The organism is Paractinoplanes lichenicola, from assembly GCF_016785085.1.
In the GTDB taxonomy this organism is placed as follows: Bacteria; Actinomycetota; Actinomycetes; order Mycobacteriales; family Micromonosporaceae; genus Actinoplanes; species Actinoplanes lichenicola.
Map to the genome: position 1 here is coordinate 124,483 of NZ_JAENHO010000014.1, position 25,229 is coordinate 149,711.

General features: G+C 69.5%; 20 protein-coding genes and 1 tRNA gene. 11 read left to right on the forward strand and 10 right to left on the reverse strand.

All coding sequences use genetic code 11. From position 1 onward, the window contains the following. Window positions 1-5: 5 nt before the first annotated feature. A complete protein-coding gene (locus JKJ07_RS39725; RefSeq protein WP_202997171.1) occupies window positions 6-1,058 on the forward strand; it encodes a magnesium and cobalt transport protein CorA in 1,053 nt (350 codons plus the stop codon). A 217-nt stretch (window positions 1,059-1,275) separates the two neighbouring features. Continuing rightward, the gene (locus JKJ07_RS39730) at window positions 1,276-3,891 is read left to right on the forward strand and encodes a lipopolysaccharide biosynthesis protein (protein ID WP_202997172.1); all 2,616 of its coding nucleotides are present in this window, start codon (window positions 1,276-1,278) and stop codon (window positions 3,889-3,891) included. Between the two features lie 180 nt (window positions 3,892-4,071). On the opposite strand, the gene JKJ07_RS39735 is transcribed toward JKJ07_RS39730, so the two are convergent. Both JKJ07_RS39735 and JKJ07_RS50630 read right to left on the reverse strand, forming a co-directional pair. Beyond that, on the reverse strand, window positions 4,072-4,536 hold the full coding sequence (locus JKJ07_RS39735; protein WP_202997173.1) for a hypothetical protein: 465 nt from the start codon (window positions 4,534-4,536) through the stop codon (window positions 4,072-4,074). 281 nt (window positions 4,537-4,817) lie between these two features. Then, window positions 4,818-5,654 (reverse strand): hypothetical protein, encoded by an 837-nt coding sequence (locus JKJ07_RS50630; protein WP_236030764.1) that lies wholly within the window; start codon window positions 5,652-5,654, stop codon window positions 4,818-4,820. Between the two features lie 1,107 nt (window positions 5,655-6,761). On the opposite strand from JKJ07_RS50630, the gene JKJ07_RS39745 reads away from it, so the two are divergent. The 3 genes from JKJ07_RS39745 to JKJ07_RS39755 are packed head-to-tail and all read left to right on the forward strand — an operon-like array spanning window position 6,762 to window position 8,008. Then, window positions 6,762-7,139, forward strand: a complete 378-nt coding sequence (locus JKJ07_RS39745) for a DUF2750 domain-containing protein (protein ID WP_202997175.1) — start codon at window positions 6,762-6,764, stop codon at window positions 7,137-7,139. 54 nt (window positions 7,140-7,193) lie between these two features. Beyond that, window positions 7,194-7,631: a response regulator gene (locus JKJ07_RS39750; RefSeq protein ID WP_307834644.1), complete on the forward strand. Its 438-nt coding sequence runs from the start codon at window positions 7,194-7,196 to the stop codon at window positions 7,629-7,631. Window positions 7,632-7,660: 29 nt separating this feature from the next. Next, the gene (locus tag JKJ07_RS39755; RefSeq protein WP_202997177.1) at window positions 7,661-8,008 is read left to right on the forward strand and encodes a PRC-barrel domain-containing protein; all 348 of its coding nucleotides are present in this window, start codon (window positions 7,661-7,663) and stop codon (window positions 8,006-8,008) included. Here the strand turns inward: JKJ07_RS39755 and JKJ07_RS39760 are convergent. The 5 genes from JKJ07_RS39760 to JKJ07_RS39780 all read right to left on the reverse strand — a co-directional run bounded on the left by JKJ07_RS39760 (window position 8,005) and on the right by JKJ07_RS39780 (window position 13,431). Next, window positions 8,005-9,003 carry a 3-oxoacyl-ACP synthase III family protein gene (locus JKJ07_RS39760; protein WP_202997178.1) on the reverse strand — a complete coding sequence of 333 codons (999 nt, stop codon included), beginning with the start codon at window positions 9,001-9,003 and terminating at the stop codon, window positions 8,005-8,007. The two genes, JKJ07_RS39755 and JKJ07_RS39760, sit on opposite strands and share 4 nt — an antisense overlap. Window positions 9,004-9,320: 317 nt before the next feature. Continuing rightward, window positions 9,321-10,202 (reverse strand): MHYT domain-containing protein, encoded by an 882-nt coding sequence (locus tag JKJ07_RS39765; protein WP_202997179.1) that lies wholly within the window; start codon window positions 10,200-10,202, stop codon window positions 9,321-9,323. Window positions 10,203-10,376: 174 nt separating this feature from the next. After that, the gene (locus JKJ07_RS39770) at window positions 10,377-10,769 is read right to left on the reverse strand and encodes a hypothetical protein (RefSeq protein ID WP_202997180.1); all 393 of its coding nucleotides are present in this window, start codon (window positions 10,767-10,769) and stop codon (window positions 10,377-10,379) included. An 84-nt stretch (window positions 10,770-10,853) separates the two neighbouring features. Next, window positions 10,854-12,068 (reverse strand): L,D-transpeptidase, encoded by a 1,215-nt coding sequence (locus JKJ07_RS39775; protein WP_202997181.1) that lies wholly within the window; start codon window positions 12,066-12,068, stop codon window positions 10,854-10,856. A gap of 124 nt (window positions 12,069-12,192) precedes the next feature. Next, the gene (locus JKJ07_RS39780; RefSeq protein WP_202997182.1) at window positions 12,193-13,431 is read right to left on the reverse strand and encodes a L,D-transpeptidase; all 1,239 of its coding nucleotides are present in this window, start codon (window positions 13,429-13,431) and stop codon (window positions 12,193-12,195) included. Between the two features lie 137 nt (window positions 13,432-13,568). Between JKJ07_RS39780 and JKJ07_RS39785 the strand changes: the two genes are divergently transcribed. The 6 genes from JKJ07_RS39785 (at window position 13,569) to JKJ07_RS39810 (ending at window position 17,905) form a co-directional block, all read left to right on the forward strand. Continuing rightward, window positions 13,569-13,644, forward strand: a tRNA-Lys gene (locus tag JKJ07_RS39785). Between the two features lie 299 nt (window positions 13,645-13,943). After that, window positions 13,944-14,171 carry a hypothetical protein gene (locus tag JKJ07_RS39790; protein WP_202997183.1) on the forward strand — a complete coding sequence of 76 codons (228 nt, stop codon included), beginning with the start codon at window positions 13,944-13,946 and terminating at the stop codon, window positions 14,169-14,171. Window positions 14,172-14,950: 779 nt separating this feature from the next. Further along, window positions 14,951-16,189, forward strand: coding sequence for a helix-turn-helix domain-containing protein (locus JKJ07_RS39795; RefSeq protein WP_202997353.1), 1,239 nt, complete (start codon window positions 14,951-14,953; stop codon window positions 16,187-16,189). Between the two features lie 55 nt (window positions 16,190-16,244). Beyond that, a complete protein-coding gene (locus tag JKJ07_RS39800) occupies window positions 16,245-16,946 on the forward strand; it encodes a DUF429 domain-containing protein (RefSeq protein ID WP_202997184.1) in 702 nt (233 codons plus the stop codon). 76 nt (window positions 16,947-17,022) lie between these two features. Continuing rightward, window positions 17,023-17,478 carry a helix-turn-helix domain-containing protein gene (locus JKJ07_RS39805; RefSeq protein WP_202997185.1) on the forward strand — a complete coding sequence of 152 codons (456 nt, stop codon included), beginning with the start codon at window positions 17,023-17,025 and terminating at the stop codon, window positions 17,476-17,478. A 34-nt stretch (window positions 17,479-17,512) separates the two neighbouring features. Next, on the forward strand, window positions 17,513-17,905 hold the full coding sequence (locus JKJ07_RS39810) for an SRPBCC family protein (RefSeq protein ID WP_202997186.1): 393 nt from the start codon (window positions 17,513-17,515) through the stop codon (window positions 17,903-17,905). On the opposite strand, the gene JKJ07_RS39815 is transcribed toward JKJ07_RS39810, so the two are convergent. The 3 genes from JKJ07_RS39815 to JKJ07_RS39825 are packed head-to-tail and all read right to left on the reverse strand — an operon-like array spanning window position 17,889 to window position 25,215. Then, complete coding sequence (locus JKJ07_RS39815; protein WP_202997187.1) at window positions 17,889-22,700, reverse strand: DNA repair ATPase; 4,812 nt, start codon at window positions 22,698-22,700, stop codon at window positions 17,889-17,891. The genes JKJ07_RS39810 and JKJ07_RS39815 overlap by 17 nt on opposite strands. Continuing rightward, entirely contained in the window at window positions 22,697-24,694 is a 1,998-nt protein-coding gene (locus JKJ07_RS39820) for an SPFH domain-containing protein (protein ID WP_202997188.1), read from the reverse strand. The genes JKJ07_RS39815 and JKJ07_RS39820 overlap by 4 nt, the downstream gene beginning before the upstream one ends. Next, window positions 24,694-25,215, reverse strand: coding sequence for a hypothetical protein (locus JKJ07_RS39825; RefSeq protein WP_307834662.1), 522 nt, complete (start codon window positions 25,213-25,215; stop codon window positions 24,694-24,696). Before JKJ07_RS39825 ends, JKJ07_RS39820 begins: the two co-directional genes overlap by 1 nt. Window positions 25,216-25,229: the final 14 nt, after the last annotated feature.

Sequence of the window (25,229 nt, forward strand, 5' to 3'; positions counted from 1 at the left end):
GGCGGATGCTCAAGCTCCTGGCGCGGATCGTCTCGCCCCGCCCGGCCGCCGTCGACCGGCCACCGCGTCGCCGCAATCCGGACGCGGTGGTCGACTGCGCCATCTATCGCGCCGGGCTTCGCAAACCGGGCGCGGTCCACTTCGCACAGGCGAAGCGGCATCGGGGCGAGTTCCTCTGGCTCGGGCTGCACGAGCCCGACCTGGCCACGATGCGCACGGTGGCCGGCGTCTTCGGCCTGCACGAGCTGCTGGTCGAGCAGGCGGTCGAGGGCGGGCACCGGCCGGCGGTCGAGACGAACGGCGACGTGACCCGGCTGGTGTTGCGCACGGCCCGCTACGTCGAGCACGCGGAGCTGACGGCGACGAGCGAGGTGATCGACACCGGCGACGTGACGCTGCTGATCGGCTCCTGGTTCGCCATCACCGTGCGTCACGGCGCGGCGGGCGCTCTGTGGCCGGTGCGGCAGGAGATCGAGAAGCGCCCCGACCTGCTGCGGGCCGGGCCGTGGGCCGTCGCCTACGCGGTGGCCAACCGGCTCGTCGATGCCTATCTCGACGTGTCCATGCAGGTGGAGCACGATCTGGAGCGGCTCGAGGAGGAGACCTTCGCGACCCGCCACTCCGCCGATATCGCCCATTTCTATCAGCTCAAGCGGGAGATGGTCGAGCTCAAGCGGGCGGTGCTGCCGCTGCAGGAACCGCTGGCCCGGCTGCTCGACCTGACCGTCGTGCCGGACGGCCTGCGGCCCTACCTCGTCGATGTCCGCGGGCGCCTGGCCAGGGCAGTTGATCGTGTGGCCGGTTTCGATGACTTACTTAACTCGATCTTGCAGGCCCGGCTGACCCAGGTGACACTCGAGCAGAACAACGACATGCGCATGATCGCCGCGTGGGCCGCCATCGCCGCCGTCCCGACCGTGGGCGCCGGGATTTATGGGATGAACTTCACGAATATGCCCGGCATCGACTCCCGCTATGGGTTCTCGGTGACGATTGTGATAGTTGTTCTCGTCTGTAGTGGCCTCTTCTGGCGGTTCAAACGAGCGGGTTGGTTGTGATGATCCACGTCACGCACTGTGACAGTCGATCTTTGCGAAAGTGGCGGATGATTCATCTGGGACCTCACCGGCCCCGGACATCGACCGAACGGCCAACCGGATCCGCCGCTTCATTGATCGTCCATACCGGACGGTACGCGAAGATTCGGCCACTCTCCCGTAGCCATCCAAACCGGCGAGTAACTACTGTTTCCTCGTCGTTCCATGGGGAGGCTTTGTGACCGCGACCCAGGTCGCCGCACCGCAGGGCTCGGTTCAGCCGGCCAAGAGGCGCAGCGCCATCCTGACCGCCCTCAAGGGGCACGTCGACCTGTTCCTGAACGCGGGTTCGCTGATCGCCACCACGGCGATCACCTCGCTGTTCGGGTTCGCCTTCTGGTGGGTCGCCGCCCGCACGGCGTCGCCCGAGGCGGTGGGTCAGGCCTCGGCGGCGGTCTCCGCGATGACGCTGATCGGCACCATCGGCATGTTCGGCATGGGCACCATGCTGATCTCCGACCTGTCGCAGCTGCGCGGCCCCAAGTGGGAGCTGATCACCACCTGTCTGCTGGTGGCGGGCAGCGCGGCCACGGTCGGCGGCATCGTCTACGTCGTCGTCGCCCAGCTGTGGATCCCCGGCCTGCAGGAGGCGCTCGGCGGCACCCTCGGGACGGTGCTGCTGGTCATCGGCATCGCCCTCAACTCGATCACCCTGGTGCTCGACGAGGCGCTGGTCGGCCTGCTCAAGGGCCCCCTCCAGCTGATGCGCAACGCCTGGTTCTCGGTGATCAAGCTGGTGCTGCTGGGCGGCCTCGCCCTGGCCCCGATCACCCTCGACGGCAACCTCCTGCTGCTCACGTGGGTGGCCGGCATCGTGCTGTCGACCGCCATCCTCAGCGTCGCGCTGCGCCGCCGCCGCATCATCGACTCCGCGCGGCCGCGGTTCTCGCTGCTCAAGGGCCGGGGCAAGTCGACCTTCGACCACAACCTGCTCAACCTGGCGACCTACCTGCCGCGCGCGTCCCTGCCGCTGGTCGTCACCGCGGTGCTGTCGGCCGAGGCCAACGCGTCGTTCTACACCGCCTTCATGGTGCTGTCGTTCCTGGCGATGGTGCCCGGCAACGTGGCGCTCACGCTGTTCGCGGTGGCCAGTGGCGACAAGCGCGCGCTGACCTCCAAGGTCCGCGTCGGCCTGATGATCTGCCTCGGCGGCGGCGTGCCGGTCGCGGCGCTGGTCTTCCTGCTGGCCAACCCGATCATGTCGGTCTTCGGCGCGCAGTACGCCGAGACGGCCAGCGACGCGCTGCGGCTGCTCTCGCTGACCTACATCCCGTTCGTCTTCCTGCACTTCTTCATGGCGATCTCCCGGGTGCAGGACAGGGTGCGCGGCGCCGGCATCTTCTCGCTGTTCGCGGGTCTCGCCGAGCTGGGCGCCGCCTGGTACGGCGGCACCACCGGCGGCCTGACCGACCTGGTGATGTGGGTCGCCATCGTGATGGGCGTCGAGACCGTGCTGGTCGCCCCGACCGTGCTGCGGGTCGTCTTCGGCACCTCCAAGCGCCGCGGGGACAGCGCCAACACGACGGTCATGACGCTGCACGAGCGGGCCTGGCTGCCGCTCGAATACATCCGCACCGTCGGCCCGCTGTACGGCGTGACGGTCGACGGCGTACGGCGGGCTTTGATCGGTCTGCACGCGGCCGACCCGAAGCACCGGGCCGTGTCGAAGCTCGACCGCGTCGGCGCCCGCTGGGAGCACATGAACGGCGCCGAGTTCGCGCAGTTCGTGCATCGCGCCGTGCAGGACTCCGGCGACTGGTCGCTCGACATGGACGGGATGACCCGCAAGCTGCAGTCCGAGCCGCGCGGCATCCACCCGATCCGCATCCTGGTCGGCGCGGGCTACATCGCGATCAAGGTGTCCCACGCGTACGGCGACGCCAGCCCGGTCAACTCGCTGGTGCACGAGCTGGTGCTGGCGGCCAGCCAGGGTCGCGCCGCGGTGATCCCGCCGCTCGAGCGCAACCGGATGGCGCTGCCCAAGGCCTGGTGGAAGCAGTTCGGCACCAAGCCCGCCCGGTGGAAGGAAGGCATCAGCTTCGCCCGCCCGCCGGAGCCCGAAGAGACCCGCATGCGCAAGTGGCAGCCCAACCTGACCGTACGGTCGGCGCGCTCGGCATCCACGCTCAAGCTGATGCGCAAGTGGCGCGACGAATACTCCCCCGGCGTCACCACGTCGGCGATCACGTTCGCGGCCTTCACCGCCGCGCTGCACCAGCTGGGCCTCAAGCCCGACACCGGCGGCGCGACGTTCCTGGCCGACGGCCGGCGCTTCCTCGACAAGGACGTCCGGATCGACAGCAACTTCTGCATGGGGCCCTACCTGTCCCCGCAGAACATGATGGACCCGGCGTCGATCAACACGACGATCAAGAACGAGCTGGCCACCGGTCGCATCCTCACGATGATGGTGCTGCGCGAGGGCAAGATCGCTCTGGACGGCGCGCCCGGCATGCCCGACCCGTATCCGTCGGAGCTGGCCATCCCGCCGCGGCCCCGGCTCACCTTCAGCAACCAGGGCCGGCACGACCTGCTCGGCGACCTGCCGTGGTCGGTCGGGCCGGAGTGGCGGGTCAACCTGAGCGTCCCGACGCTGAACAGCCCCGAGGGCGTCTGCCTGACGACCAGCGAGATGAACGGCGTGCTGCACCTCGAGGCCACGTTCCACGCGTCGACCTTCGACCCCAACCTGATCTCGAAGGCGATGGAGATGGTGCTCACCGACCCGTCCGCGCTGATCATGAACGCGCGCCGGGAGTCGGACGAGGCCACGCAGGCGCTCGCCCTGGCCTGAGCTCTCACTACAGCGGCGCCCGGCCTTCGTGGCCGGGCGCCGCTGTGTTTATGTGCGGCGATCGGGTCGCCGTTCGTCCTGGGCGGGCCTGAGCCGCCCCGCGTTCATCAGGCGCGGGTTCGTTCTCCGCGCCCACTATGTTCCGGCGCCTGGTGCGCCGCTGTCTTCCCGCGCCGGCGCTCAGGCCCGGACGGGCAGCATGAGGTCGGTGCTCTTGGTGTATGTCGGCGACTCGTCGGTGCAGTCGGTGTAGCTGATCTTGGTGGTGATCAGGGCCCACGAGTCGCGGTCGTAGTCGGCCTCGACCCGGAACGCGGTGAAGTCGGTCTTGCCGCGCTTGAGGGTGTCGCCGCGCGAGAACGACGTGAAGTCCCGGTCCCCCGGATAGTCGATCTCGATGTGCCGGTTGTCCCGGACGGTTACCTTGACGTCGCACACCTTGACGTCGGTCTTCCACCGCACCTGCACCCACGACGACTCACCGGCGTCGACGGCCTCCAGCATCCGGCTCACCGGCCGGGGGCCCTTCGCCTTCTTCTGCGCCTCGGTCTCGCCCCGCGTGGCGGCGCCGGCGGCCGGCGTGGTGACGGCCAGCAGGCCCAGCGTCGTAGCGGCGATGATTCCGAATCGGCGGCCCGTGCTCATATCGGTCCCTCCCGTAGGCCAGCCGCACCCCTGTACGCGGCCGCGACCGTTGATCATGCTATAACGCCGATTTCGGACTCGTGCTGATAAAGAGCTTTCAAACCATTTCGTACGACCTAGGACCAGTCCTCACTGAGCAGTCCCGCGCCGTCTGACCTCACGGCCGTAGACCCGTTCCGGCCAGAGCGTTCCCTCACGCTCATCCGCCCGGCTGGTCGCGGGACGGGCCCCGGCTCACCGACACAATCGGTGGCCCCGGAGCCCGGCGGTGCGAACCGGTGCTAGTTGTTGCCCCGGTCGTTGTTGCCGCCGTTGCCACGGTCGCCGCGGTTGCCGCCGTTGCCGCCCTGGCCGTCGCGGTCACGGTCGCCGCCCTGGCCGTTGCCGTTGCCGCGCGTCCGGGTCGGGCTCGCCGTTGCGGTCGGGCTCGCGGTCGCCGTCGGGCTGGCGGTCGCGGTCGGGGTGGTCGACGGCGTCGCGGTCGGGGTCGTGGGGGCCGGGCTGTTCGGGCGCGGACCGTCGGGACGACCCGGTCCGTCGGGGCGACCGGGACCGTCGGGACGACCCGGACCGTCGGGGCGACCGGGACCGTCGGGACGACCCGGACCGTCGGGGCGGCCAGGGCCGTCGGGACGACCCGGGCCACCGGGGCGGCCGGGGCCGTTGTGGCCGATGCCGCGCAGCACCGGGAGGGACAGGGCGAACGAGCGGTACTGGGTGCGGTCGCGGCGGCCGCACAGGTCGTACGAGATCGTGGCGCGCAGGCGGGCGATGCCGGCCCGGTCGAAGTCAGGGTTGACCTCGACCGCGGTGAAGTCCGTGCGGCCCGGGCGCAGCGAGTCGCCGCGGGTGAAGGACGTGTAGCGGCGGTGACCCGGGTAGTCGACGTCGACGTCGCGGCCGTTGACGCGCACCTCGACGTCGCAGATCGGACGGTCCGTACGCCAGTAGATCTTGACCCAGCTGTCCGCGTCGGCCCGGACCGCGCCCAGCCAGTTGGAGACCGGCTCCGGTCCCCGCGGTGCCGCGGAAGCAGGCGCCGTAGCGGTCACCGTGGCCATGCCGACGGCCGCGGTGGCCATGGCCACGAGCGCGCCGATACGTCGACTGTTCTTCATCGCATTCCTCCAGTGACTGTTGAACTGACCGGCCGGGCTCCACCCGACAAACCGGACAATATGACTACCACCGGATCCTGCCGCCCCTACGCCACGCCCTTCCGGACAATTTCCACTTTCCTGTACAAAGTGTTTAGCCCCCATAACCGAAAAGTTGACGTTGGTCAGCCATCAGTCCAGCCCACCCACCGAAACACCCGATCCCCACAGAATTAGGCCGGGAGCGTGCGCGCTATTCAAGATCGAATTCGCCAGAAAATGCTCGTCATGCAGGGGTTATAGACATTCTCAAGAGCGAAACCATCCGAGCCAGCCCGGACGCCGCGGCGCGGGACGGGCGGCGCGGGACGGGCGGCGCGGGACGGGCGGCGCGGGACGGGCGGCGCGGGACGGGCGGCGCGGGACGACGGCGCGGAGTGGCGGGCGCGGGACGGGCGGCGCGGGCGGAGTTGCGCGGACGGGGCGGTGCGGCCCTGGGCGGTCTGGGACGGCGCGGGCGCCGCAGCGCGGGGGGCATGGCAGCGCGGGCGGCGCGACACGGGCGGAGCAGCGGGACGGCACGGTGTGACGCGGGCGGTGCGACGCGGGCGGTGCGGTCAGAGCGAGCGGCGCAGGGCGGGCGGAGCGGGCGCCGTCAACGGTGCTGACGGCGCCCTGCCCGAAGTGCTGGGTGGTGCGGCGGTGGCCGGCGGTGCGGTCAAAGCGAGCGCCGCGGGGCGGACGGCGCGGGCGGAAAAGCGGGGTGCGGTGCGGGCGGGTGGGGCGGAGCGGTACCGGCGGGGCGGCGCGGTGTTTGGTGCGGCGCGGTACCGGCGAGGTGGCACGGGCGAAACGGGCGTCGCGGTGCGGCGCTGCGCGGTCCGGGGCCGGGCAACGCGGGCAGCGCGGGGCGGGGTGGCGGGGCTGGGGTGGGGTGAGTTGCAACCACGCGAGACTCGCGCATCGGCCCGGTGTCGCGACTGGGTCGCGCGAAGCGGCGAGGGCCGCCCCATTGCGGTTGGAGCGCGGCCACAACTCGTACGTTCAAGGGGTTGGTCTTTGGATGTTCTGGCTGGTTGGGGCGGGTCTCTGCGGAATCATGGGGGGCATCCGGAGAGGGGAGACATCGTGTCGCTCAGTGGGGCGCACCGGGCGGCGTTCCGGCGGGAGGCGGCCGGGGAGGGGCGTGTCTATGCCATTCGGGATGACGGTGGGCTGGCGGCCCCGAGTGTGGGGGCGGTGTGGGCGGTGCCGTTCTGGTCTAAGCCGACGCGGGCCGGGCGGGTGGTTGATCAGGTGGCGGCCTATCGGGGTTTCGAGGTTTTCGCCGTCGACGTGGATGAGTGGCTCGAGGATTGGCTGCCGCGGTTCGAGGTGGACGGGATGCTCGTGGGTGTCAATTGGGCGGGCGCGCGGGCGACCGGCTACGACTTGACGCCCGCGCAGGTCAGGCAATGGTTTGAGGACGAGCCCGCGGAGAGCGGGAATTCCTCCGCCCGGGCGTAGTTGCCGCCGCCGCGTACCCCTATGCTTGCGGCACAGCAACCAAAGGGGCCCTTCGTGCGCAGCCTTCAGATCCTCGTCGTCGATGACGATGACGCCGACGCGCTCATGATTTCCGAGGCCCTGGAGAACGGGGAGACCCGGGCGAACGTGGAGCGGGTCGTCGACGGGCGGGAGGCCCTCGACTATCTGCGCCGCGAGGGGGCTTATCCGCAGGCCAGCCGGCCCGATCTCATCCTGCTCGACCTGAACATGCCGCGGATGGACGGGCGCGAGACGCTGGCCGCGATCAAGTCGGACGACGGGCTCAAGGCCATCCCGGTGGTGATCCTGACCACCTCGGGCGCCGCGCCGGACATCGTGGCCAGCTATCAGCATCGGGCCAACGCCTATGTGACCAAGCCGTTCGGGCTGGACGACTTCGAGTCGACCGTGCGCCAGATCAACCGGTTCTATCGCGAGGTCGCGACGCTGCCCGGGCCGCGGCAAGCTTAGGCAGGCCCACCTGGGGGTACGGGTGGGGCATGACCACGAACGAAGCTCCCGAGGACCTCGGCGCTCCGGTCGCCTATCTCGTGCTCAAGGACGGCACACCCGTCTTCGACGAGTCGGGCGCGCGCGCCGGTGAGGTCGAGCATGTGCTGGCCGACGACCAGACCGATCTGTTTCACGGGCTGATCGTCGAGACCCGCGAGGGTCACCGGTTCGCGCCCGCCGACAAGATCAGCGGCCTGTTCGAGCACGGTGTGATTCTCACCGTGCCGGCCGCTGACCTGCCGGAACCCAGCGAGGACCCGTCGGCGCGAGTGGCCGACGAGGGCCTGCAGGACACGCTCAAGCGGGCGTGGAACTGGCTCATCCAGCCCCGTTAGGACCGCTTGGCGCCGCCCCAGCGCATCAGCGAGGCGCCGACCGACATGCCGCCGCCGAAGCCGGCCATCAGCACGATGTCGCCGTCCTTGAGCGCGCCCTTGCGGTTGGCCTCGTCGAGCGTGACCGGCACCGAGGCGCTGCCGACGTTGCCGTAGCGGTCGAGCGTGAGGTGGGTCGTGGCCTCGGTCAGGCCCGCCTGCTCGACCAGCTCGGCCAGCATGATGCCGTTGGCCTGGTGCGGCACGAAGTGGGTGACCTCGTCGACGGCGACGTCGGCCCGCTTGAGCAGGGCCTCGAGCGCCGGCGGGACGCCGCTGTTGACGAACTCGCGCACCCCGCGGCCGTTCATCTTGAAGTAGTGGTCGCCGTTGGCCACCGTCTCGGCCGTGGCGGGCAGGCGGCTGCCGCCACCGGGCACGTGGATCAGGTTGCTGGCCTCGCCGCGCGACACGAGCTCGGCGTCGAGGAAGCCGTAGCCCTCGGCCACCGCGCCGACGACCGCGGCGCCCGCGCCGTCACCGAAGAGCACGGCCGTGCGGCGGTCGCCGAAGTCGAGGATGCGCGAGTAGATGTCCGACGCGATGACCAGGACCTTGGCGGTCGGGTTCATCGAGACGAGGCTGTTGGCCAGCGCGACGCCGAAGACGAAGCCGGCGCAGACCACGTTGATGTCGAAGCAGGCGGCCCGGTTCGCCCCGATCTTGTCCTGCACCAGGGTCGACGTCGGCGGTTGCGGAGAGTCACCGGTGGAGGTCGAGACGATGAGGTAGTCGATGTCGACGGCCTCGAGCCCGGCATTTTCCAGGGCCTCGCGCGCGGCCTCCGCGGCGAGGTCGGAGGCGGCCTCGTGGGGCGCGGCGAACCGGCGCGCCTGAATCATCGTCTTGCGGCTGACCCACTCGGGGTCGGCATCCGGCACGAGACGCACCAGATCGGTGTTGGTGACCACCTCGGCCGGCAGATAAGAGCCGGTACCCAGGATGCCCACGCTCATTGTTGCCCCCACTCGATCGAACTCTCCCGCTGTCCCGCGAAAGAGGCTATCCGGTTTAGGCTATGACAGGCAGGCAAGATCCCGCGCCGTGCGGGCCCCTCATATCGGCCGATCGGACCACTGGGGGAGAACTCGGAAACGGACCGGTAACAACTGGCCGACAAATGCGACGACTTCGATCGCTCCGTGGAGATCATCATTACTCCGCGTCACGGGACGTGCGAAAATTCACCTCGGGTCACAAGTCGGCAACCGTCTTCAAATAGAGAAAAGGCCGACCCCTCGGGCGGGGCCGGCCTTCTGTCGGATATCAGCAGTCAGCGCTGGGAGCGGTCCCGGTACGTCCAGGAGCCCGAGCTGAGCCCGCCGCCGCCCATGGTCGTGCCGGGCCCGGCGGCCGCCTCGCGGCGCTGCGCCAGGGCGGCCGCCTCCTCGCGGCGCTGCGCCAGATAAGCGGTGGCGGCGCGGTCCTCCTCGGTGGGGGCGGACATCAGCGCGTACGCCAGGCCGATGATGCCGAGCACCACGGCGAGCCCGATCGGCACCAGCATGCCGCTCGCGGTCGCGCCGGGCAGCTGACCGCTGGACGGGTGCGTCTCGACCGACATGGCGGTCATGCCGGTGAAGTGCATGCCGTTGACCGCGACGCCCATCACCAGCGCGGCGGCGAAGATCACCAGGGGGCGGCGCACGGTGACGGCGAGCCAGAGCGCGACGGCCGCCGCGACGACGGCGATGCCGATCGACAGGCCGACCCGGGTCATCCCGTACGTCACCTCGCCGTTGAGCTTCATGGCGGCCATGCCCGTGTAGTGCATGCCCGCGACGCCCAGACCGGCCACGACGCCGCCGGTGATGATGCGGACGTTCTGCGCGCCCTTACCGAGCAGCGCGATCGCCAGGCCGACGCCGACGGCGATCACGGCCAGGAGCGCGCTGGCCGCGGTCAGCCCGACGTCGTAGCGGATCGGGGTGCCGACCACGGCGAAGCCCATCATCGCGACGAAGTGCATGCTCCAGATGGCGGTGCCGCCGATCGAGACGGACCCGAGCACCAGCCACCAGATGCGCTCGCCCCGGCCGGCGGCCGTACGGAACCGCACGGCGCACGTCAGGCCGAGCATCGACCCCAGAACGGACAGAACGTAGCTGACGACAGGGGTGATCAACCCATGGTCGAAGTGATGGATCGGCGCCATCGCGGTTTCTCCTTCTCGGCTCCCCGCCCGGGAAACTGCATCATGCACTGCCCGATGCGATCCCGCACCGGACACGAACCGGCCTTAGCTGGTAAAACACCGCGAATCGACTGACGAATCTCGAAGTCTCGCTGGTCCGCCGCCGATTAGATCCCTCCCGACCGGTCCTGGTGATCACCCGACGGTCCGCAGCCCGCTGTCCGAACAGACACTCGACATGTCCGCGGCGGCAGCCCCGACGGCGGCCACGGCATCGGGCTCGCCCTCGGTGCCGGCCGAGGAGATCGCTTTCCCGTACGCGGTACGGAGGCGCTCGGCCGCGTCGGCGACCGGGGCGTCGGCAGTCCCGCTGGCCCGGACGATGCCGTCGACCACGCCCGCCGTCATCAGCGAGGAGTCCTCGATCGCCTGGGCCAGGGCGGCGCAGGCCTCCGCACCGGGCGGGTCCTCCTCGGCGGTGCTGGTCGCGGTGCTCGGCGCCGCGGGCCTAGCTGGAGGCGCCTCATGATCGTCGCTGCAGCCGCCGACCAATGCGATGGCCAACGCCAGGGCCAGGAATCGGGACATTTTGTCAGATTATGCGCTGCTACCGGCGTACGGCAGTAAAAAAGCCCGGCCGCTGAGGGCCGGGCTTCGTCACTCGAGGAGCACTCAGAGGTAGGACCCCTTCTTGTACTCCTCCCAGCTCATGTTCCAGTCCGTCCAGCCGTTGCCGTTCTTCAGCTTCTCCTCGGTGCCGGTGACGGTGATCGGGTCACCCATCATCGTGCGGTCGAAGAGCCAGGCGCCCATCTTCTCCGAGACGTTGACGCAGCCGTGCGAGACGTTGACCTTGCCCTGCTTGCCCTCGGACCACGGCGCGGCGTGGATGAACTGGCCGCTCCAGGTGATCCGCTGGGCGAAGTCGATCGGGGTCTTGTAACCCTCGCCGGCCGGCAGCTCGTCGGTCGTGTCGAAGATCGTGTGCTTCTTCTTCTCGATCACGACCATCGTGCCGCTCGAGGACGGGGTGCTCTTCTTGCCCAGGCTGACCGGGATGGTCTTGATGACCTTGCCGTCCTGCTTGACCGTCATCTGCTTGGTCTTGTTGGAGACCGTCATGACGAACGAGCGGCCGACCTTGAGGTCGACGGTGAGGTCGGAGCGGCCGTAGTAGCCGTTGCCCAGCGGAACGCCCTTGAGCGCCACCTTGTAGAAGACCTTGGACTGCGACTTCCAGTAGACCTTGGGCCGGTAGTGCACCTCGGTCGGGCTGGTCCAGTGCCAGGTGCCCTCCTGGGCCGGGGTCGCGGTGACGTTCATCCGGCGCTCGACGTCGTCGCGGTAGCTCTCGGGGATCGCCCGGCCGAACCGGATGATCAGCGGCATGCCCACGCCGACGGTCTGGCCGTCGCCCATGAAGCTGGTGACCCGGATCTCCTTGGACGGCTTGGCCATCGTGGTGAACGAGCTGGTGACCGTGTTGTTCTTGCCCTCGGCCTGCGGCCCGGTGACGGTCACGGTGTATTTCGTGCCGTACGCCAGGGTCTTGGCCGGGGTGAACGTCTTGGCGTCCTTGTCGAGGGTGCCCTCGATCTCCGCGCCCTTGGCGTCGGTGACCTTGACCTCGGTGCTCTCCGGGTCCTCGCTCGTGAACTTGATCGGGCTGATCGCGACGACGTTCTTCGCGTCGGCGGCCGGCTCGGTCACGGCGACGGTGCTCGGCAGGGCCTCCGTCTTCTCGGGCGTGGCCCCGGCGCTGCTGCCCGGCGAGGCGCCGCCGCCCTCCCACGAGGACGACTTCTTGTCACCGTCGCCGCATGCCGACGTGAGCAGCAGGCTCGCCGTGGCAACCACCACCGCGGTCTTGAATCCCCAGGTCTTCATGGTCCCCTCACGGCGTCGGATCGTCCCGGCGCCCAATACTGCCTTTATCTTCCCCGGTCACCAATCCCGAAATCGTGCCGCGCACTTTTCAGATAGTTCACTTTGGTCCGTTTTGCAGCAATTGTCACTTCAGTGCCGCGGGCACCGGGAGGGCACTGCCCTTGATGTATTCGGCCCAGCTCAGATCCCACGGGGTCCAGCCGTTTCCGTACTCCAGCTTGTCCCCCGTGCCCTTCACGGTGACCGGGTCACCGATCAGGGTCTTGTCGAACAGCCAGCGCGCGTTGCCGGGTGACACGTTCACGCAGCCGTGGGACACGTTGGTGCGGCCCTGCGAGCCCACCGACCACGGGGCCGAGTGGATGTATTGCCCGCTCCAGGTGAGCCGCTGCGCGAACTCGATGTCGGTGACGTAGCCGTCGGCGCCGTCGGTGTCCGTGGTGTCGAAGACGGTCGCCTCCTTCTTCTCCATGACGACCATCACGCCGCTGGAGGAGGGGGTGCTCTTCTTGCCCAGGCTCACCGGCATGGTCTTGACCGTCTTGCCGTCCTGCACGACGGTCATCTTCTTCGAGGCGTTGTCGACCTTCATCTCGAAGGAGCGGCCGATCTTGACGGTGGCCGAGCGGTCCCGATCGCCGTAACGCCCGCCACCGGTCGGCAGGCCACCGACCGCGGACCGGACCGCGATCGTGGTGCCCGGCTTCCAGAACTCCGGGCCCCGGTAGTAGGCCTGGGTGCCGCTCGACGTCCACGACCAGACGCCGGGCTGGGCCGGGGTGGTGCTGACGAACAGGCGACGCTGCACGGCGGCGCGGTCGGCCTTCTTGACGCCCGGGCTGAACTCGACGACGACCGGCATGGCCACGCCGTACGTCCGGTCATCGAACAAGTAGAGGCCGGTGCCGGTCTTCTTGCCGGGCTTGCCCATGGTCGTGAAACTCGTGGTCTGCGTCGTCGTCTGCCCGTCGTCGGTGGTGGCGACGACCGTGGCGGCGTACTTCTGGTTGGGGCTCAGGGTCCGCCCCGGAATCCAGGACGTGCCGTCGTCACGCAGCTTGCCCGGGACGGCCGTGCCCTTGGCGTCCTTGAGCGTGACGCCGGTGACCTTGCCGCCGGCCAGCTTGACGCCGATCTCGGTGCTCAGCGGCACGCCAGTCTTGCCGGTGGCCGGGGTCAGCGCCAGGCTGACCGGCACCGTGGCCGACTCGGTGACCGGCTCGGCGTCCTTCGCGGGGGCACCGGCCGACGCCGTCGGCGAACCGACCCACGCCGAGTCCTGCTTGTCGTCCTTGCCGCACGCGGCGAGCGCGACCGGCGTGATCACCGCCATCGCCATGACTGCCACGAGCGTGCGTCGCATGCTGGACCTTCCCCTTCTGAAGTTCGCGGGGACATCCTGCCTCATGGATGCAAGAGATCGAGTCCTCCGTACGGGTGGAGGGGGCCGATTTCCAAGATCATGCAGGGCCGTGCTAACGTTTTCTTCGTTGCCGACGAGCGCCGCTAGCTCAACTGGCAGAGCAGCGGACTCTTAATCCGCGGGTTGTAGGTTCAAGTCCTACGCGGCGCACCAAAGCACCACAAAAGGCCGTACAGCTTCTCGCTGTACGGCCTTTCTTCTTGCGCCGGGAGTACGCCGAGCCCCGCTCATAGAGCGACTTCTCTGCGGTGGCGTCGATCACCGCGCGGCTTGACGACGCCGTTAGTCTGTTCGCATGGCTGTTGCGGCGGCCTGGCCGTCGGGAACTCCCGGATCTAGTTTCTATGGCGGCCGAACTGTTGACAGCTCTCCGCAGCGCCGGTTCGTACTGATGGTCGACATCTGGCAGATCTCAAAAGCCGCTGGCCGGGTAAAGCGGAGCGGAGATGCTCATGCCCTCGTTCGGCCTGGTCACGCTGTCCAGTGCGGTGTTCCGCCCACTGATCGTGGCGATCGCGCACATCCCCATTCTGATCATTGTGTGCTCCACAACCCCGCTGTGGATGATGGCGGTAGTGCGTCCTTCCACGCACGGTGAGTTCGGCCTGAAACTGCTGCGCGAGCTGCGACTGTGGAGCCACAACGTGGTCGATGCGACTGGTGGGATGCGGCAGCGGTGAACCGGCCCATCCGTCGGCGGCGCATGTTCACCGGTGAGTCGTACCAGCAGGCATTGGCGGCGATCGGGCTGCTTGAGAACGGCCAGCGCCTGATTCCCGACGCGACCGATAGCGAACAGCAGCGGATCGAGGCGGTCCTCCTGCAGCGCATGCTGCAGAGCTGGGCTCGACATCCCGTCGCGATGGCTGCTACGACGATCTTCGGCGTTCGGGCGGTGCAGCCGTCTGTCACAGGTCTGGCCCTCCTCGTCCCCGCCGGCGCGGAGTCAGAGTTCGCCAAGTCGCTGATGGCAGGCCAGGATGTTCCCGCCACACGGCACGCAGTCGACGCCATCGCGTTCCGGCGCCGCAATGGCCGCCTTGTGTCGATAACCGCTTCCGGCATTGCGGCCGAGGTCAATCTGACCTGCTCGTGGAGTCATCTCCGGGAGGCTCTTGCACCAGGCGGCGCTCAGGAAACGGCTTCAGTGACGACTCTTGGCGCAACGGCCGGACCGGCGCCGGCCCCCGCCGACCGTCCATTGCTCAGCGCGCTGCTGCGCCGCCTCATTCTGTTCAACCGCGAAGATCACTTCCAGTGGCTTGTGGCTTGGTACATACACTCATCACAGGAAAGACCGAATCCGTCGCCACCTCCATCCGCGGAGCTGGCCGCCCTCTTGACCGACCCGCATCTCGGCGTCCCGCAGCCCGCCTTGGACACAATCCATCTCGCCTCGCCGACCCGCCGCAGACGAAGTCCTCTCACCACGAGTGTCGCCGTCGCAACGACACGGTCCATGCGCTCCCCCGACCTGGCCGATGACATGGCAATTGGTCGCCGTGTCGCGTATTGGCGCGGTCGGCGAAAAATGTCCCAACAGGTCTTTGCAGACCGGCTGGGGAAGTCCAAGAGCTGGGTCGACAAAGTGGAGCGAGGGGTCCGCCGAATCGACAAGCTCTCCGTCGTCTACGACATCGCCGATGTGCTCCAGGTCGACGTCCAACTGCTGCTCGGCAAGGACGTAGAGCGGCGACCTGAGGCGCAGAGCGGCATCGATGACATCGCGTTGGAGGAGATTCGCGAAGCTCTGGAGCGTTATGACCAGATGAGTGCGTTCTTCGAGAGGCCTTCGCACTCGCCGCCGTTGCCAGAGCTTCGCAAGGCGGTCAGTCACGCCTGGCTGACCTACCAGCACGCGAAGTACCGGATGCTCGCCCGCACGCTGCCGACCTTGATGCGTGATGCTCAGGCGGCAGACAGCGCGTACGCATCCGGCGCCAAGGCCAAGGAGGCCGCCCACCTGCTGGGCCAGGTCTACCAGATCACCTCGTCGGTCCTGCGCAAGGCGGGCGAGCACGAGTTGTCGTGGCTGGCCGCCGACCGCTCGATCGCCGTCTCGCAGCGGGCCGACGATCAGCTCCTGGCCGGGCTCGCCAGTTATCGAGTCGGGGACGCTCTGCTCGCACTCGGTCGAGCGCACCCCGCCCTTAATGTCAACGTCGACACGGCAAACAGGCTGGCCTCAGGGAATCAGAACCGCCGCCGGGAACGACTCAGTATCTACGGGATGCTGCTGGTCAACGGCGCAATCGCGGCGGCTCGGATCGGCGAGAGCACCACCGTCCGAGACTTGATCGCCGGAGCCGAGGAGGCCACTCGAGAGCTAGGCGGCGACCAGAACCACTACTGGGCCGGCTTCGGTCCCACGAACGTGCAGTTGCACCGGGCGAGTACGGCGGTCGAGCTTGGTGACGGAGGTAACGCGGTGGAGTATCACGAACGGCTCGACCAGGCGGGCTTCGCGGCCTTGCCGTCTGATGAGCGCGCCCGCCACTACCTGACCATCGCCCGCGGCTATATGCAGATGGGGGACAGCGAGAAGGCCGGCGAAATGCTGCTGGAAGGTGACCGGCTCGCGCCGTCGGAGATTCGGTGCCGTCCGCTGGCCCATGAGGTCCTGTCCGACGTCCTGCGACGCACGCGGGGTACGCCGCCGGCACCCATCGCGGAGCTGGCAGAACAGATGGGGGTATAAATCCACGAGCGCGAACAGGCTCACCGGCTTCATTCGATGCCTGCGACACTGAGCCGTGCTGACCCTCGGAGTTGACCTGGCCTCGGCCGACGAGCGGACCGCGATGGCGCGCGTCGAATGGTCGGGCGGGGTGTCCACCGTACGGGATCTGCGGCTCGGGGTGTCGGACGGTGAGCTGCTGGAGGCGATCCGGGCGGTCGACAAGGCGGGTGTCGATTGTCCACTCGGGTGGCCGTCCGCCTTCGTCGAGTATGTCGCCGGGCCGCGGAAACCGGTGGCGGCCGATGCGGCGTGGCGGCGTACGTTGGCCTACCGGGTCACCGACCAGGTCGTCCGGGCCGAGACCGGCATCAACCCGCTCAGCGTGTCGGCCGACCGGATCGCCTACGTGGCGTTCCGCGGCGCCAACCTGCTGGCCCACCTAGGCATCGACGACCGCAGCGGTAATGACGTGGTGGTCGAGGTCTACCCGGCCGCGAGCCTGCGCCGCTGGGGCCTGACTCACCGCGGCTACAAGGTGTCGGGGCATGACGCGCTGCTCGACGAGTTGCTGGCCGCTGCGCCGTGGCTCGACCTTGGGCCGTACGGGGAACTCTGCCGCACCAGCCATGACGCGTTCGACGCGGTGATCGCCGCCCTGGCCGCCCGTGCCGCCGCCCTGGGCAAGTACGTGGCCCCGGCGCCGGCCCAGCAGGAAGCCGCCCGCGTCGAGGGGTGGATCGCACTCCCGCTCGGCGACCTGAATGACCTGCGATAACGATGGAGTTCCGGTGGGGTGCCGGGCGCTTTTCGGCCTGCGGCCTGCCCTCGTACGGGGGAAGGTCGTTGATCTCATGACGGCGTGGCCCGCGGCGGCCGGGCTGCGGCGTGAGGGCTCGCTCGACGGGGTCGAGAAGGCGTTGTCGCCCGAGCCGCCGAGCCCGGCCCTGCTGCGATGTGAGCGGGCCGTGCACACGCTCGAGGCCGACCCGTTGCGACCGATCGCCGAGCTCGCGGCCTCCCTGGACATCTCGCACGGGCATCTCGACCGGGAGTTCACCGAGATCGTCGGGCTCGGGCCGCGGGTGTTGTCCCGGATTCTGCGGCTGCGGGCGTTGCTGGCGGCGATCGACGTCTACGCGCCGGTGGATTGGCCGGGGCTGGCCACCGCGTACGGGTGGTTCGACCAGAGTCACTTCATTCGCGACTTCCGGCGGCACACGGGGGTGACGCCCTCGGCCTACGTCAGGGCCCAGCGCGCCGCGTTCACGCCCGACCAGGCGGCGCCCGGGTTCACCCCGGAGATGTGAAAAACGTCCAAGACGCGGTCGTGAGGATAAAGCCGTGACCACTGCTTTCACCGCCGCCGCGACCATCGACCGCCCCGCCGCCGAGGTGTGGGCCCGGCTGACCGACTGGGCCTGGATACCCGATGTGGACAGCGTCCGGGTGTCCGGGTCCGAGCTGACCTTCCGCGCCCGCGGCCGGGACCGTACGGGCCGGGTCGAGGTGGTCGAACCCGGCCGTACGGTGGTCGTGCACTCGGCCCAGGGCGGGGTGACCGCCGCCTACACCTACACGTGCGAGCCCGACGGCGGCCGGACGCACCTCACGGTGACCGCCGACTGCCGGGTCACCGGGGTCATGCGCCCGTTCGCCGGTCTGCTGCGGGCCGCGATCCGCCGGGCCGACAGTGGTCAGCCCGGCGCGCTCAAACGGGTCATCGAGGGCCGTTGACCTCGCGGATCGCCGACTCGATCTCCCGTACGCGGTCCGCCAGCAGCCCGACCGCGCCGACCGCTCGCACCATCGGGTCGTCGTCGGCGCCGCCCAGGGCCTGCTCGCGGCGGTACGCGGCCTTGACCTCCTCCCACCGCGATTCCTGCGCGGGGGTCAGCCGGTCGCGCAGCGCGGCCAGCTTGAGCAGGTTCGCCTCGGCGCCGGCGGCCAGGGTCTGGGCCTCGCCCAGGTAGTGGTCGTCGATCACCGTCTCGAGCTCGGCGTCGTTCATCGCCGGGACGATGCGCTCGGCCAGCTTGTTCATGTTGCGATAGGAGCCCTGCAGGCGGAACGGCGGCTCGACCCGGGCCGCGTCCGACTGGGCCGCCGAGGCGATGTACGCCTGGTTGTTGCGCAGCACCACCCGTTGCGCCCGCTTCATCTTGCGCAGCACCGACAGCACCTGCTCCAGCTCGGCCGCCGAATACGGATAGGACAACCTGTCAGCCCGTACGGAGTCGTCGCCGTCGGCCAGGCGCAGCAGCAGCGGCAGGTCGGCCCGGTCGCGCGCGGCCAGCGGGGCCAGGGTCGTGTTCGAGGTGAGCGCGTTCTCCAGGTAGGACAGCTCGAACAGGTCCTCCCGGCCGGCCAGCACGTCGCCCAGGTTCCACACGTCGGCCCGGTTGGCCAGCATGTCCGGCACCCGGAAGCGGCGGCCGGTCTCCGTGTACGGGTTGCCGGCCATGCACACCGCGAACCGCTTGCCCCGCAGGTCGTACGTGCGGGTCCGGCCGTCCCAGACGCCCTCCATCCGGCGCTGGGCGTCGGTCAGCGAGATGAACTTCTGCAGCAGCTCCGGGTTGGTGTGCTGGATGTCGTCCAGGTAGAGCAGCACGTTGTTGCCCATCTGGAGGGCGAACGAGATCTTCTCGACCTCCTGCCGGGCGGTGGCGTCGGGCGCGTCGGCCGGGTCGAGCGACGTCACGCCGTGCCCCAGCGCGGGCCCGTTGACCTTCACGAAGATCAGGCCGAGCCGGTCCGCCACGTACTCCATCAGCGTGGTCTTGCCGTAGCCGGGCGGTGAGATCAGCAGCAGCAGGCCGGACTGGTCGGTGCGCTTGCCGTCGCCGGTCGCGCCCAGCTGCCGGGCCAGGTTGTCGCCGATGAGCGGCAGATACACCTCGTCGAGCAGGCGGTTGCGGACGAACGCGGTCATCACCCGTGGCTTGAACTCGTCGAGCCGCAACCGGTCGCGTTCGGCGGCGGCCAGGGCGGCCCGCTGCTTCTGATACGCGCGATAGGCCGGCATCCTTTGTTCACGGAGCTGCCGGGTCCGAGTCAAAAGATCATCCAGCCGTACGGTCAACGCGCCCCCGTCGATGCGCGGATGCACACCGAGCAGCCCGGTCACGGTCTCGCTGAGCGACGCCGACACGTCGTAGCGGGGGAGGTCCCGGGCCACCTCGATGGCCACCGCCTCCACCAAATCCGCCATGTCGCCCGAATCCGGTTTGGCGGCCTGGAACGCGGTCAGCCAGGCTTGCACAAGCTGCTTACGCGCGTCCACGTCGCTGTCGAGGGCCCGCAAGTCGGCCGCGTACTGCCGCCCGCCCGGGGACTGTGCGCCACCCAGCTCACGGTGGAACCGGTCGAGCAGCGTACGGGCCCCGGCGCTGGTCGCGAACCCGTCCGGCGCGGCGGCCAGCTCCTCGGCCAGGTATTCGCCGCCCGGCCCGAGTTCGGCGCAGAGCTCGTCCCAGGCCGCGCCGGCCGAGCCGAACATCTCCCGGGCGCGGGCCAGCGACGCCGCACGCAGTGTCCACGACTCGCGCTGTTCCGGGGTGGTGTCGAAGGCCCAGAAGAGCTGCGCCGCGGCCCGTACGCGGGGCTCGTAGCGCAGCAGCCCGGCCCCGGCGTGCAACCGGATCAGGGCGCCCAGGATCAGCGTGGCGTCGGCGTCGTGCACGCCCCGCTCGTAGCCTTCGTCGTACCGGGCCTCGGCCCCCCGGCGTACGAGGTCGCGCAGTGTGTCGTCGGCGAGGGCCGTCGGATGGTCGGCGAAGATCGCCGCGGCCAGGTGCTCGCCCCGGTAGACCTGCTCGTCCTCGGAGACCAGGGGCTGGTTCCAGAACGGCTTGGTGGCCAGGAACGCGTCGTCGCGGATCGGCCCCCGATAGTCGGTGCCGGTGATCGCGAAGGCCAGCTCGTTGTCGTGCGGCACCAGGGTGAGGTCGATCGCGCTGGTGTTGACGGCGAACGCGTGCCGGCCCAGCCGGATCGTGCGGCCGCCGTCGTCGTAGAGGTCCTGCCGGTCCCGCAGCGAGCGCCCGGCGTCCTGCCGCGCGGCCTTGAGCTGGCCGTCCAGCTCCTCGGCGCGGACGCTGTCGCCCAGCTCGCGCAGGTCACCCGTGAGCGAGCGCAGCTTGGCCACCATCGGGTCGGTGGCGAAATACGTGTTGACCTGGTCGGCGTCGGTGAGCGTGCCGGTGCGGCGGCGCACGGTGTCGAGGATGCGGCGGGCCGAGTCGGCGAGCCGGTCGGCCCGGCGGGCCTGCTCGTCCAGCAGGGCCTGGCGGCGACCCGAGATCGCCTCGTAGACCTCGGTGCGCTTGGCCCCGAGCTGCTCGGCGAAGTCGGCGAACTCGCCGAACCGGGTCTCCAGCGTCTCGATCTGCGCCATCAGCCGGGTCAGGTGCTCGTCGCAGCGCTCCGGCGTGTCGGCGGCCGCCAGCGCGCCGCTGACCGCCTGCCCGAACAGGGCGAACTCGGCCGCGAACTCGGCCCGGCCCTCGAGCGCGGCCAGCTCGCGGCGGCGGCCCTCGACGGTGGCCCGGGCCCGGTTCAGCCCGCCCATCACCGTGCCGAGGCGTTCCAGGATCCCCACCCGTACGGTGGCGTCGGCGATGTCGAGACCGCCCACGACCTCGGTGACCGCTTGCAAGCCGTCGAACTGCTCGGCGATGCGGGCCGTGACCGGCTCGGCCTCGGCAGTGGTGGCGATCCCGGCGGCCGAGGCGACCAGGTCCTCCACCGTGGACTCGTAGTCGGCGAACGCGTCCGGCCGCTGCAGATGCTCGACCGCGCGCCGGGCGGTCTCGTCGACGGCGGTGGCCAGGCTCGCGTCCACGGCGTCGATCCGGGCCGGGTCGGCGTAGCGCATCTCGCGCAGCCCGGCCAGCCGGCCCTGCTCCTGGCGCAGGCCGCCGAGCTGGGCCACCCAGCCGCCGGTGGTGGTCGGATTCTCGGCGCGGGCCTTGCCGATCAGCGAGGCCGCGTTGCTCTCGGCCGCCGTCACCGCGCCGGCCGCCTGCGCGGTCAGCACCTGCACCGACTCGAACTCGTCGAGCACCTGCTCGGCCGTGGCCCGCACCTCGGACAGCGGCTCGCCCAGGTTCTCCAGCTCGGGGTCGTCGAGCCAGTGATAGCTGTCGGCGACCCGGGCGCAGGCCGCGATGATCGCCTCGAAGACCGGCCCCGACGGGCTCATCTCCTCGACCATGCGGTCCACGGCGAGCGCGTCGGCAATTCCCCGTACGAGGTCCGCGTTACCGATCCGGTCCAGCGGGCCGTCGCCGGCCGGTCGGGACGCGGCGTGCGTGTCGGACTCGTACGGGGTCTGCCACACCTGCATCGGGTGCACGCGGGCCGGCTCGTCGGTGGTCGTGCGGAAGACCACCAGGGTGCCGTCGTCGAACAGCGAGTAGCCGTGGCCGACGATCGGGGTGGCGACCTCCTTGCGGATCACGTTGTACGGCAGCAGCAGGTAGCGGCCGGCGGCACGGGCGTGGAAGACGTACAGCACGTCCTCGCCGTTGACCGAGTGGATCGCCCGCTCGTACTCGAGGTCGGTGGTGTCCGCGTCGAACGTCTTGGCGACCCCGGTGGCCAGGTAATAGCCGCCGGGGAAGATCACGCCCTGGTCGTCCGGCAGCCGGCGGCAGGCCTGCCCGATGCCGTCGAGGCGGCGCACGTCCTTGGTGCGGGTGTTGAAGACCAAGAAGCGATAGACCGTTTCCTGGTACGGCAGGACACGCAGCAGAATCAGCGGCCCGACCCGGGCGTACGAGATCTCGGCGTCGGCCAGGCTCTGCAGCGGCTCGTCGACCGGCTCGGAGAAGATGCCCTCGCCGTCCTCGGTGTTGTTCTCCACCTTGACGGTCAGGCTGCCCCCGACCGCCTCGACGAACACCTCGTCCTCGATCGACACGTGCGGGTGCCGGCCCAGCACGTGCTGCTCGCGGCCGGTGACGGTCCACTCGAAGTCGTGCTGCGGCGGGAACACGTGGTCGCGCTCGCCGCGGTTGTCCTGGTAGGAGACCGTGCCGTCGGTGCCGACCTGCCAGCGCAGCACCTTGAGGTCGTCGCCGCGGGCCCCGGTCTGGAAGACGGCCAGCAGCAGATTCTCGACGCGGCGCAGCTGCAGCAGCTTGGTCTGCTTGTAGTAGCGGTAGAGCTCGGCGAAGTCCCGCTCGAACTTCGGGTCGTCGAGCAGCCCCGGCAGCGTGGCCGCTTCGAACGTGCCGTTGAACCGGTGCACCGCGAAGACGTCGGACACCGAGGTCTCGGTCTTGAGCCCGATGAACACGTTGTAGCCGAACAGCATGACGCCGCCGACCTGCGCGATGTCCCGCGGCACGCAGTTGTTCTCGGTGCGCACCCGGTCGGTGTGCAGCAACCGGGTCTGCTGCCCGCCGAAGGTCTCGATCCGGCGGGCGTTCAGGGTCTCCGCGCGGCCGGCCAGTTCGCGCGCACGCGCACCGAGCCGGCCGCGCAGCACCTCGTAGGTGCCGGCGTCAATGGTCTCCGCAGTCACCGGGTGGCCGGTACCTTCCCGTCGGCGATGCCCATCTCCTGCGCGGCGGCCAGCAGCTCACGCAGCTTGCCGGCGTCCTTGCCGCCGTTCTTGATCTGCTGGGTCAGGAACGCCGCCAGCGTCACGTTGGCCACGTCGCCGGTCGACACCGAGCCGACCACGCGGCCCAGGTCGTCGGCGAAGTTGGCCGTGCCGTCCAGGTAACGCTGGCCGATGCCCTGCGCCACCGACGAGTGCTCGACGAAGCCGTCGACGCTCTTGCCCAGGGTGATCGAGCCGATCAGCTTGTCGAAGAACATCGAGTCGCCGCCGACGATGTCGATGTCGGCCTTCTCCAGCCCGGCCGCGAGCACCATGGCCTGCGCCTCCGCGACCTCGCGGTGCACGTTGATGCCGGCCAGCCGGATCTCCTTCTCCATCTCCAGCCGCAGGCGGTACTCCTCGTGCTCGCGGGTGGCGTCGTCGAGCGCGGCCATCGCGCCCGCCTTCTCCTGCAGACCCTCGGCCTCGCCCTTCAGCTTCTCGCGGATCGCCTCGGCCGCGACCAGCGCCTTCTCCCGCTCGACGGCGGCCTCGGCGCGGCCCGTCTTCTCGATCGCGTCGGCGCTGCGCTCGCGCACCAGCACGTCGGCCAGGCCGGACGCGGCCGCCTCGGCCTGGGTGCCCTCGGCCAGCCGGATCTTCGACCGGGCGTCGAGCTCGGCCGCCTGCTGCCGCGCCTCGGCCAGCAGCACTTCCTCGCGGGCCTTGAACTTGGCCGCGGCCTCGGCCGCCTCGGCCGCCTTGATGTCCTTGACCAGGGCCTCCTGCGCCTCGGCCTCGGCCTGGATGACGACCGCCTGACGGGTGCGCTCGGCCTCCTCGACCGTACGCAGGCGCTTGATGTTCTCCTCCTGCTCGGCGACCGTCTTCTCGACCGCGATCCGCTCCCGGATCACCTCGGCCATGAGCCGCTTCTCCGCCTCGACCTCCTTGTCCTTCGAGATCGTGGACAGCTCGGTCTCGCGGTCGCGGCCGATCACCTCGAGCATCCGGTCCTTCTCGATGCGCTCGGTCTCGATCGCGATGACCCGCTCACGGTTCTTCTCGGCCACCGCGATCTCGCGGCGCTTGTTCTCCTCCTGCACGCCGAGCTGCTGGTCGGTCTTGAGCCGGGCGCCCTCGGCGCGCAGCCGCTCCTCGGCGTGGGCCAGGGCGATCTCGGCCTCCTCGCGGGCCCGCATGGTCTCGATCTCGCGGCGCTGCTTGATCTCGGCGTCGGTCTGCCGGCGCTCCAGCTCGAGGATGGCCTCCCGCGCGTCCACGTTCTGGCGGGTGATCTCCTTCTCCTCGTTGCGCCGGAAGTCGTTCGTGCGCACGGCCTCGATCGCGGTCAGCTCGGTGATCTTGCGGATGCCCTGCGCGTCCAGGATGTTCTTGGGGTCCATCGAGCCCAGCGGCGTCTGCTCGAGGAAGTCGATCGCCGCGTCCTCCAGGCTGTAGCCGTTGAGGTCGGTGCCGATCACCTCGATGATCTGGTCGCGGAAGTCGTTGCGCCGGGTGTAGAGGTCGACGAAGTCGAGCTGCTTGCCGACCGTCTTGAGGGCCTCGGAGAACTTCGCGTTGAACAGCTCCTGCAGCGTCTGCTCGCTGCTGGCCCGGTCGGTGCCGATGGCCTGGGCCACCTTGATGACGTCCTCGGTGGTCTTGTTGACCCGCACGAAGAACGTGATCCGGATGTCCGCCCGGATGTTGTCCTTGCAGATCAGGCCCTCACGCCCGGTCCGGGTGATCTCGATCGTCTTGACCGAGATGTCCATGATCTCGGCCTTGTGCAGCACGGGCAGCACCACGGCGCCGGTGAACGTGACGTCGACGCGGCGCACCTTCGACACGATGAGGGCCTTGCCCTGCTCGACCTTGCGGAACATGCGGCTGATGAAGAACAGCACACCGATGGCCACGAGCAGGACGACGGCGATGAGGATGCCGAACCCGGTGGAGACAACGTCCATCAATGACCCCTTGTTGCGATATCGGTGGGAACGACCCAGAAGAACTCGCCGTCCGGGTCGAAGTCGTAGAGAAGCGCCTCGGACCCGGCGCGCAGATCGTCGGTGCCGGCCTGGCGCACCTGGACGACCGCCGACGAACCGTCAGGCGCGTGCACCTCGGCCTGACCGAACGTGTCGGTCACCCGTCCGGTGCGGATGATGCAGGTGAGCCCCACGAAGTCGGCGCGGGAGGCGTCCGGGCCGTCCGGGAGCATCTTGCGCAGCGGGATCACCAGAATGCGGGTGAGGATCCAGGCCACGGCGAGCGCGGCGATCAGGACGGCCCAGAGGGGGATCGGGCCGTGGAACTCGCCACCGGCCAGGCTGGCGAACCAGGCGAAGGCGATCAGCAGGGAGAACGAGATCGGTGCGGGCACCCCGCCCAGGCCCGCGAAGTCGAGCGGGCCGCCGTCACTGGCCTCGGAACCCGCGTCCGGGTCCGCGCCGCCCACGATGACGACAAGCCAGAAGCCGACGACCACAACCAGCAAGGGAG

What these genes read in the sequence shown, in the direction of transcription:
- JKJ07_RS39725 (WP_202997171.1), top strand. Translation starts at nt 6, where the DNA reads ATGCTCAAGCTCCTGGCGCGGATCGTCTCGCCCCGCCCGGCCGCCGTC.
- JKJ07_RS39735 (WP_202997173.1), bottom strand. Translation starts at nt 4,536, where the DNA reads ATGAGCACGGGCCGCCGATTCGGAATCATCGCCGCTACGACGCTGGGC.
- JKJ07_RS50630 (WP_236030764.1), bottom strand. Translation starts at nt 5,654, where the DNA reads ATGAAGAACAGTCGACGTATCGGCGCGCTCGTGGCCATGGCCACCGCG.
- JKJ07_RS39755 (WP_202997177.1), top strand. Translation starts at nt 7,661, where the DNA reads ATGACCACGAACGAAGCTCCCGAGGACCTCGGCGCTCCGGTCGCCTAT.
- JKJ07_RS39760 (WP_202997178.1), bottom strand. Translation starts at nt 9,003, where the DNA reads ATGAGCGTGGGCATCCTGGGTACCGGCTCTTATCTGCCGGCCGAGGTG.
- JKJ07_RS39765 (WP_202997179.1), bottom strand. Translation starts at nt 10,202, where the DNA reads ATGGCGCCGATCCATCACTTCGACCATGGGTTGATCACCCCTGTCGTC.
- JKJ07_RS39770 (WP_202997180.1), bottom strand. Translation starts at nt 10,769, where the DNA reads ATGTCCCGATTCCTGGCCCTGGCGTTGGCCATCGCATTGGTCGGCGGC.
- JKJ07_RS39775 (WP_202997181.1), bottom strand. Translation starts at nt 12,068, where the DNA reads ATGAAGACCTGGGGATTCAAGACCGCGGTGGTGGTTGCCACGGCGAGC.
- JKJ07_RS39780 (WP_202997182.1), bottom strand. Translation starts at nt 13,431, where the DNA reads ATGCGACGCACGCTCGTGGCAGTCATGGCGATGGCGGTGATCACGCCG.
- JKJ07_RS39790 (WP_202997183.1), top strand. Translation starts at nt 13,944, where the DNA reads ATGCCCTCGTTCGGCCTGGTCACGCTGTCCAGTGCGGTGTTCCGCCCA.
- JKJ07_RS39795 (WP_202997353.1), top strand. Translation starts at nt 14,951, where the DNA reads ATGCGCTCCCCCGACCTGGCCGATGACATGGCAATTGGTCGCCGTGTC.
- JKJ07_RS39805 (WP_202997185.1), top strand. Translation starts at nt 17,023, where the DNA reads ATGACGGCGTGGCCCGCGGCGGCCGGGCTGCGGCGTGAGGGCTCGCTC.
- JKJ07_RS39820 (WP_202997188.1), bottom strand. Translation starts at nt 24,694, where the DNA reads ATGGACGTTGTCTCCACCGGGTTCGGCATCCTCATCGCCGTCGTCCTG.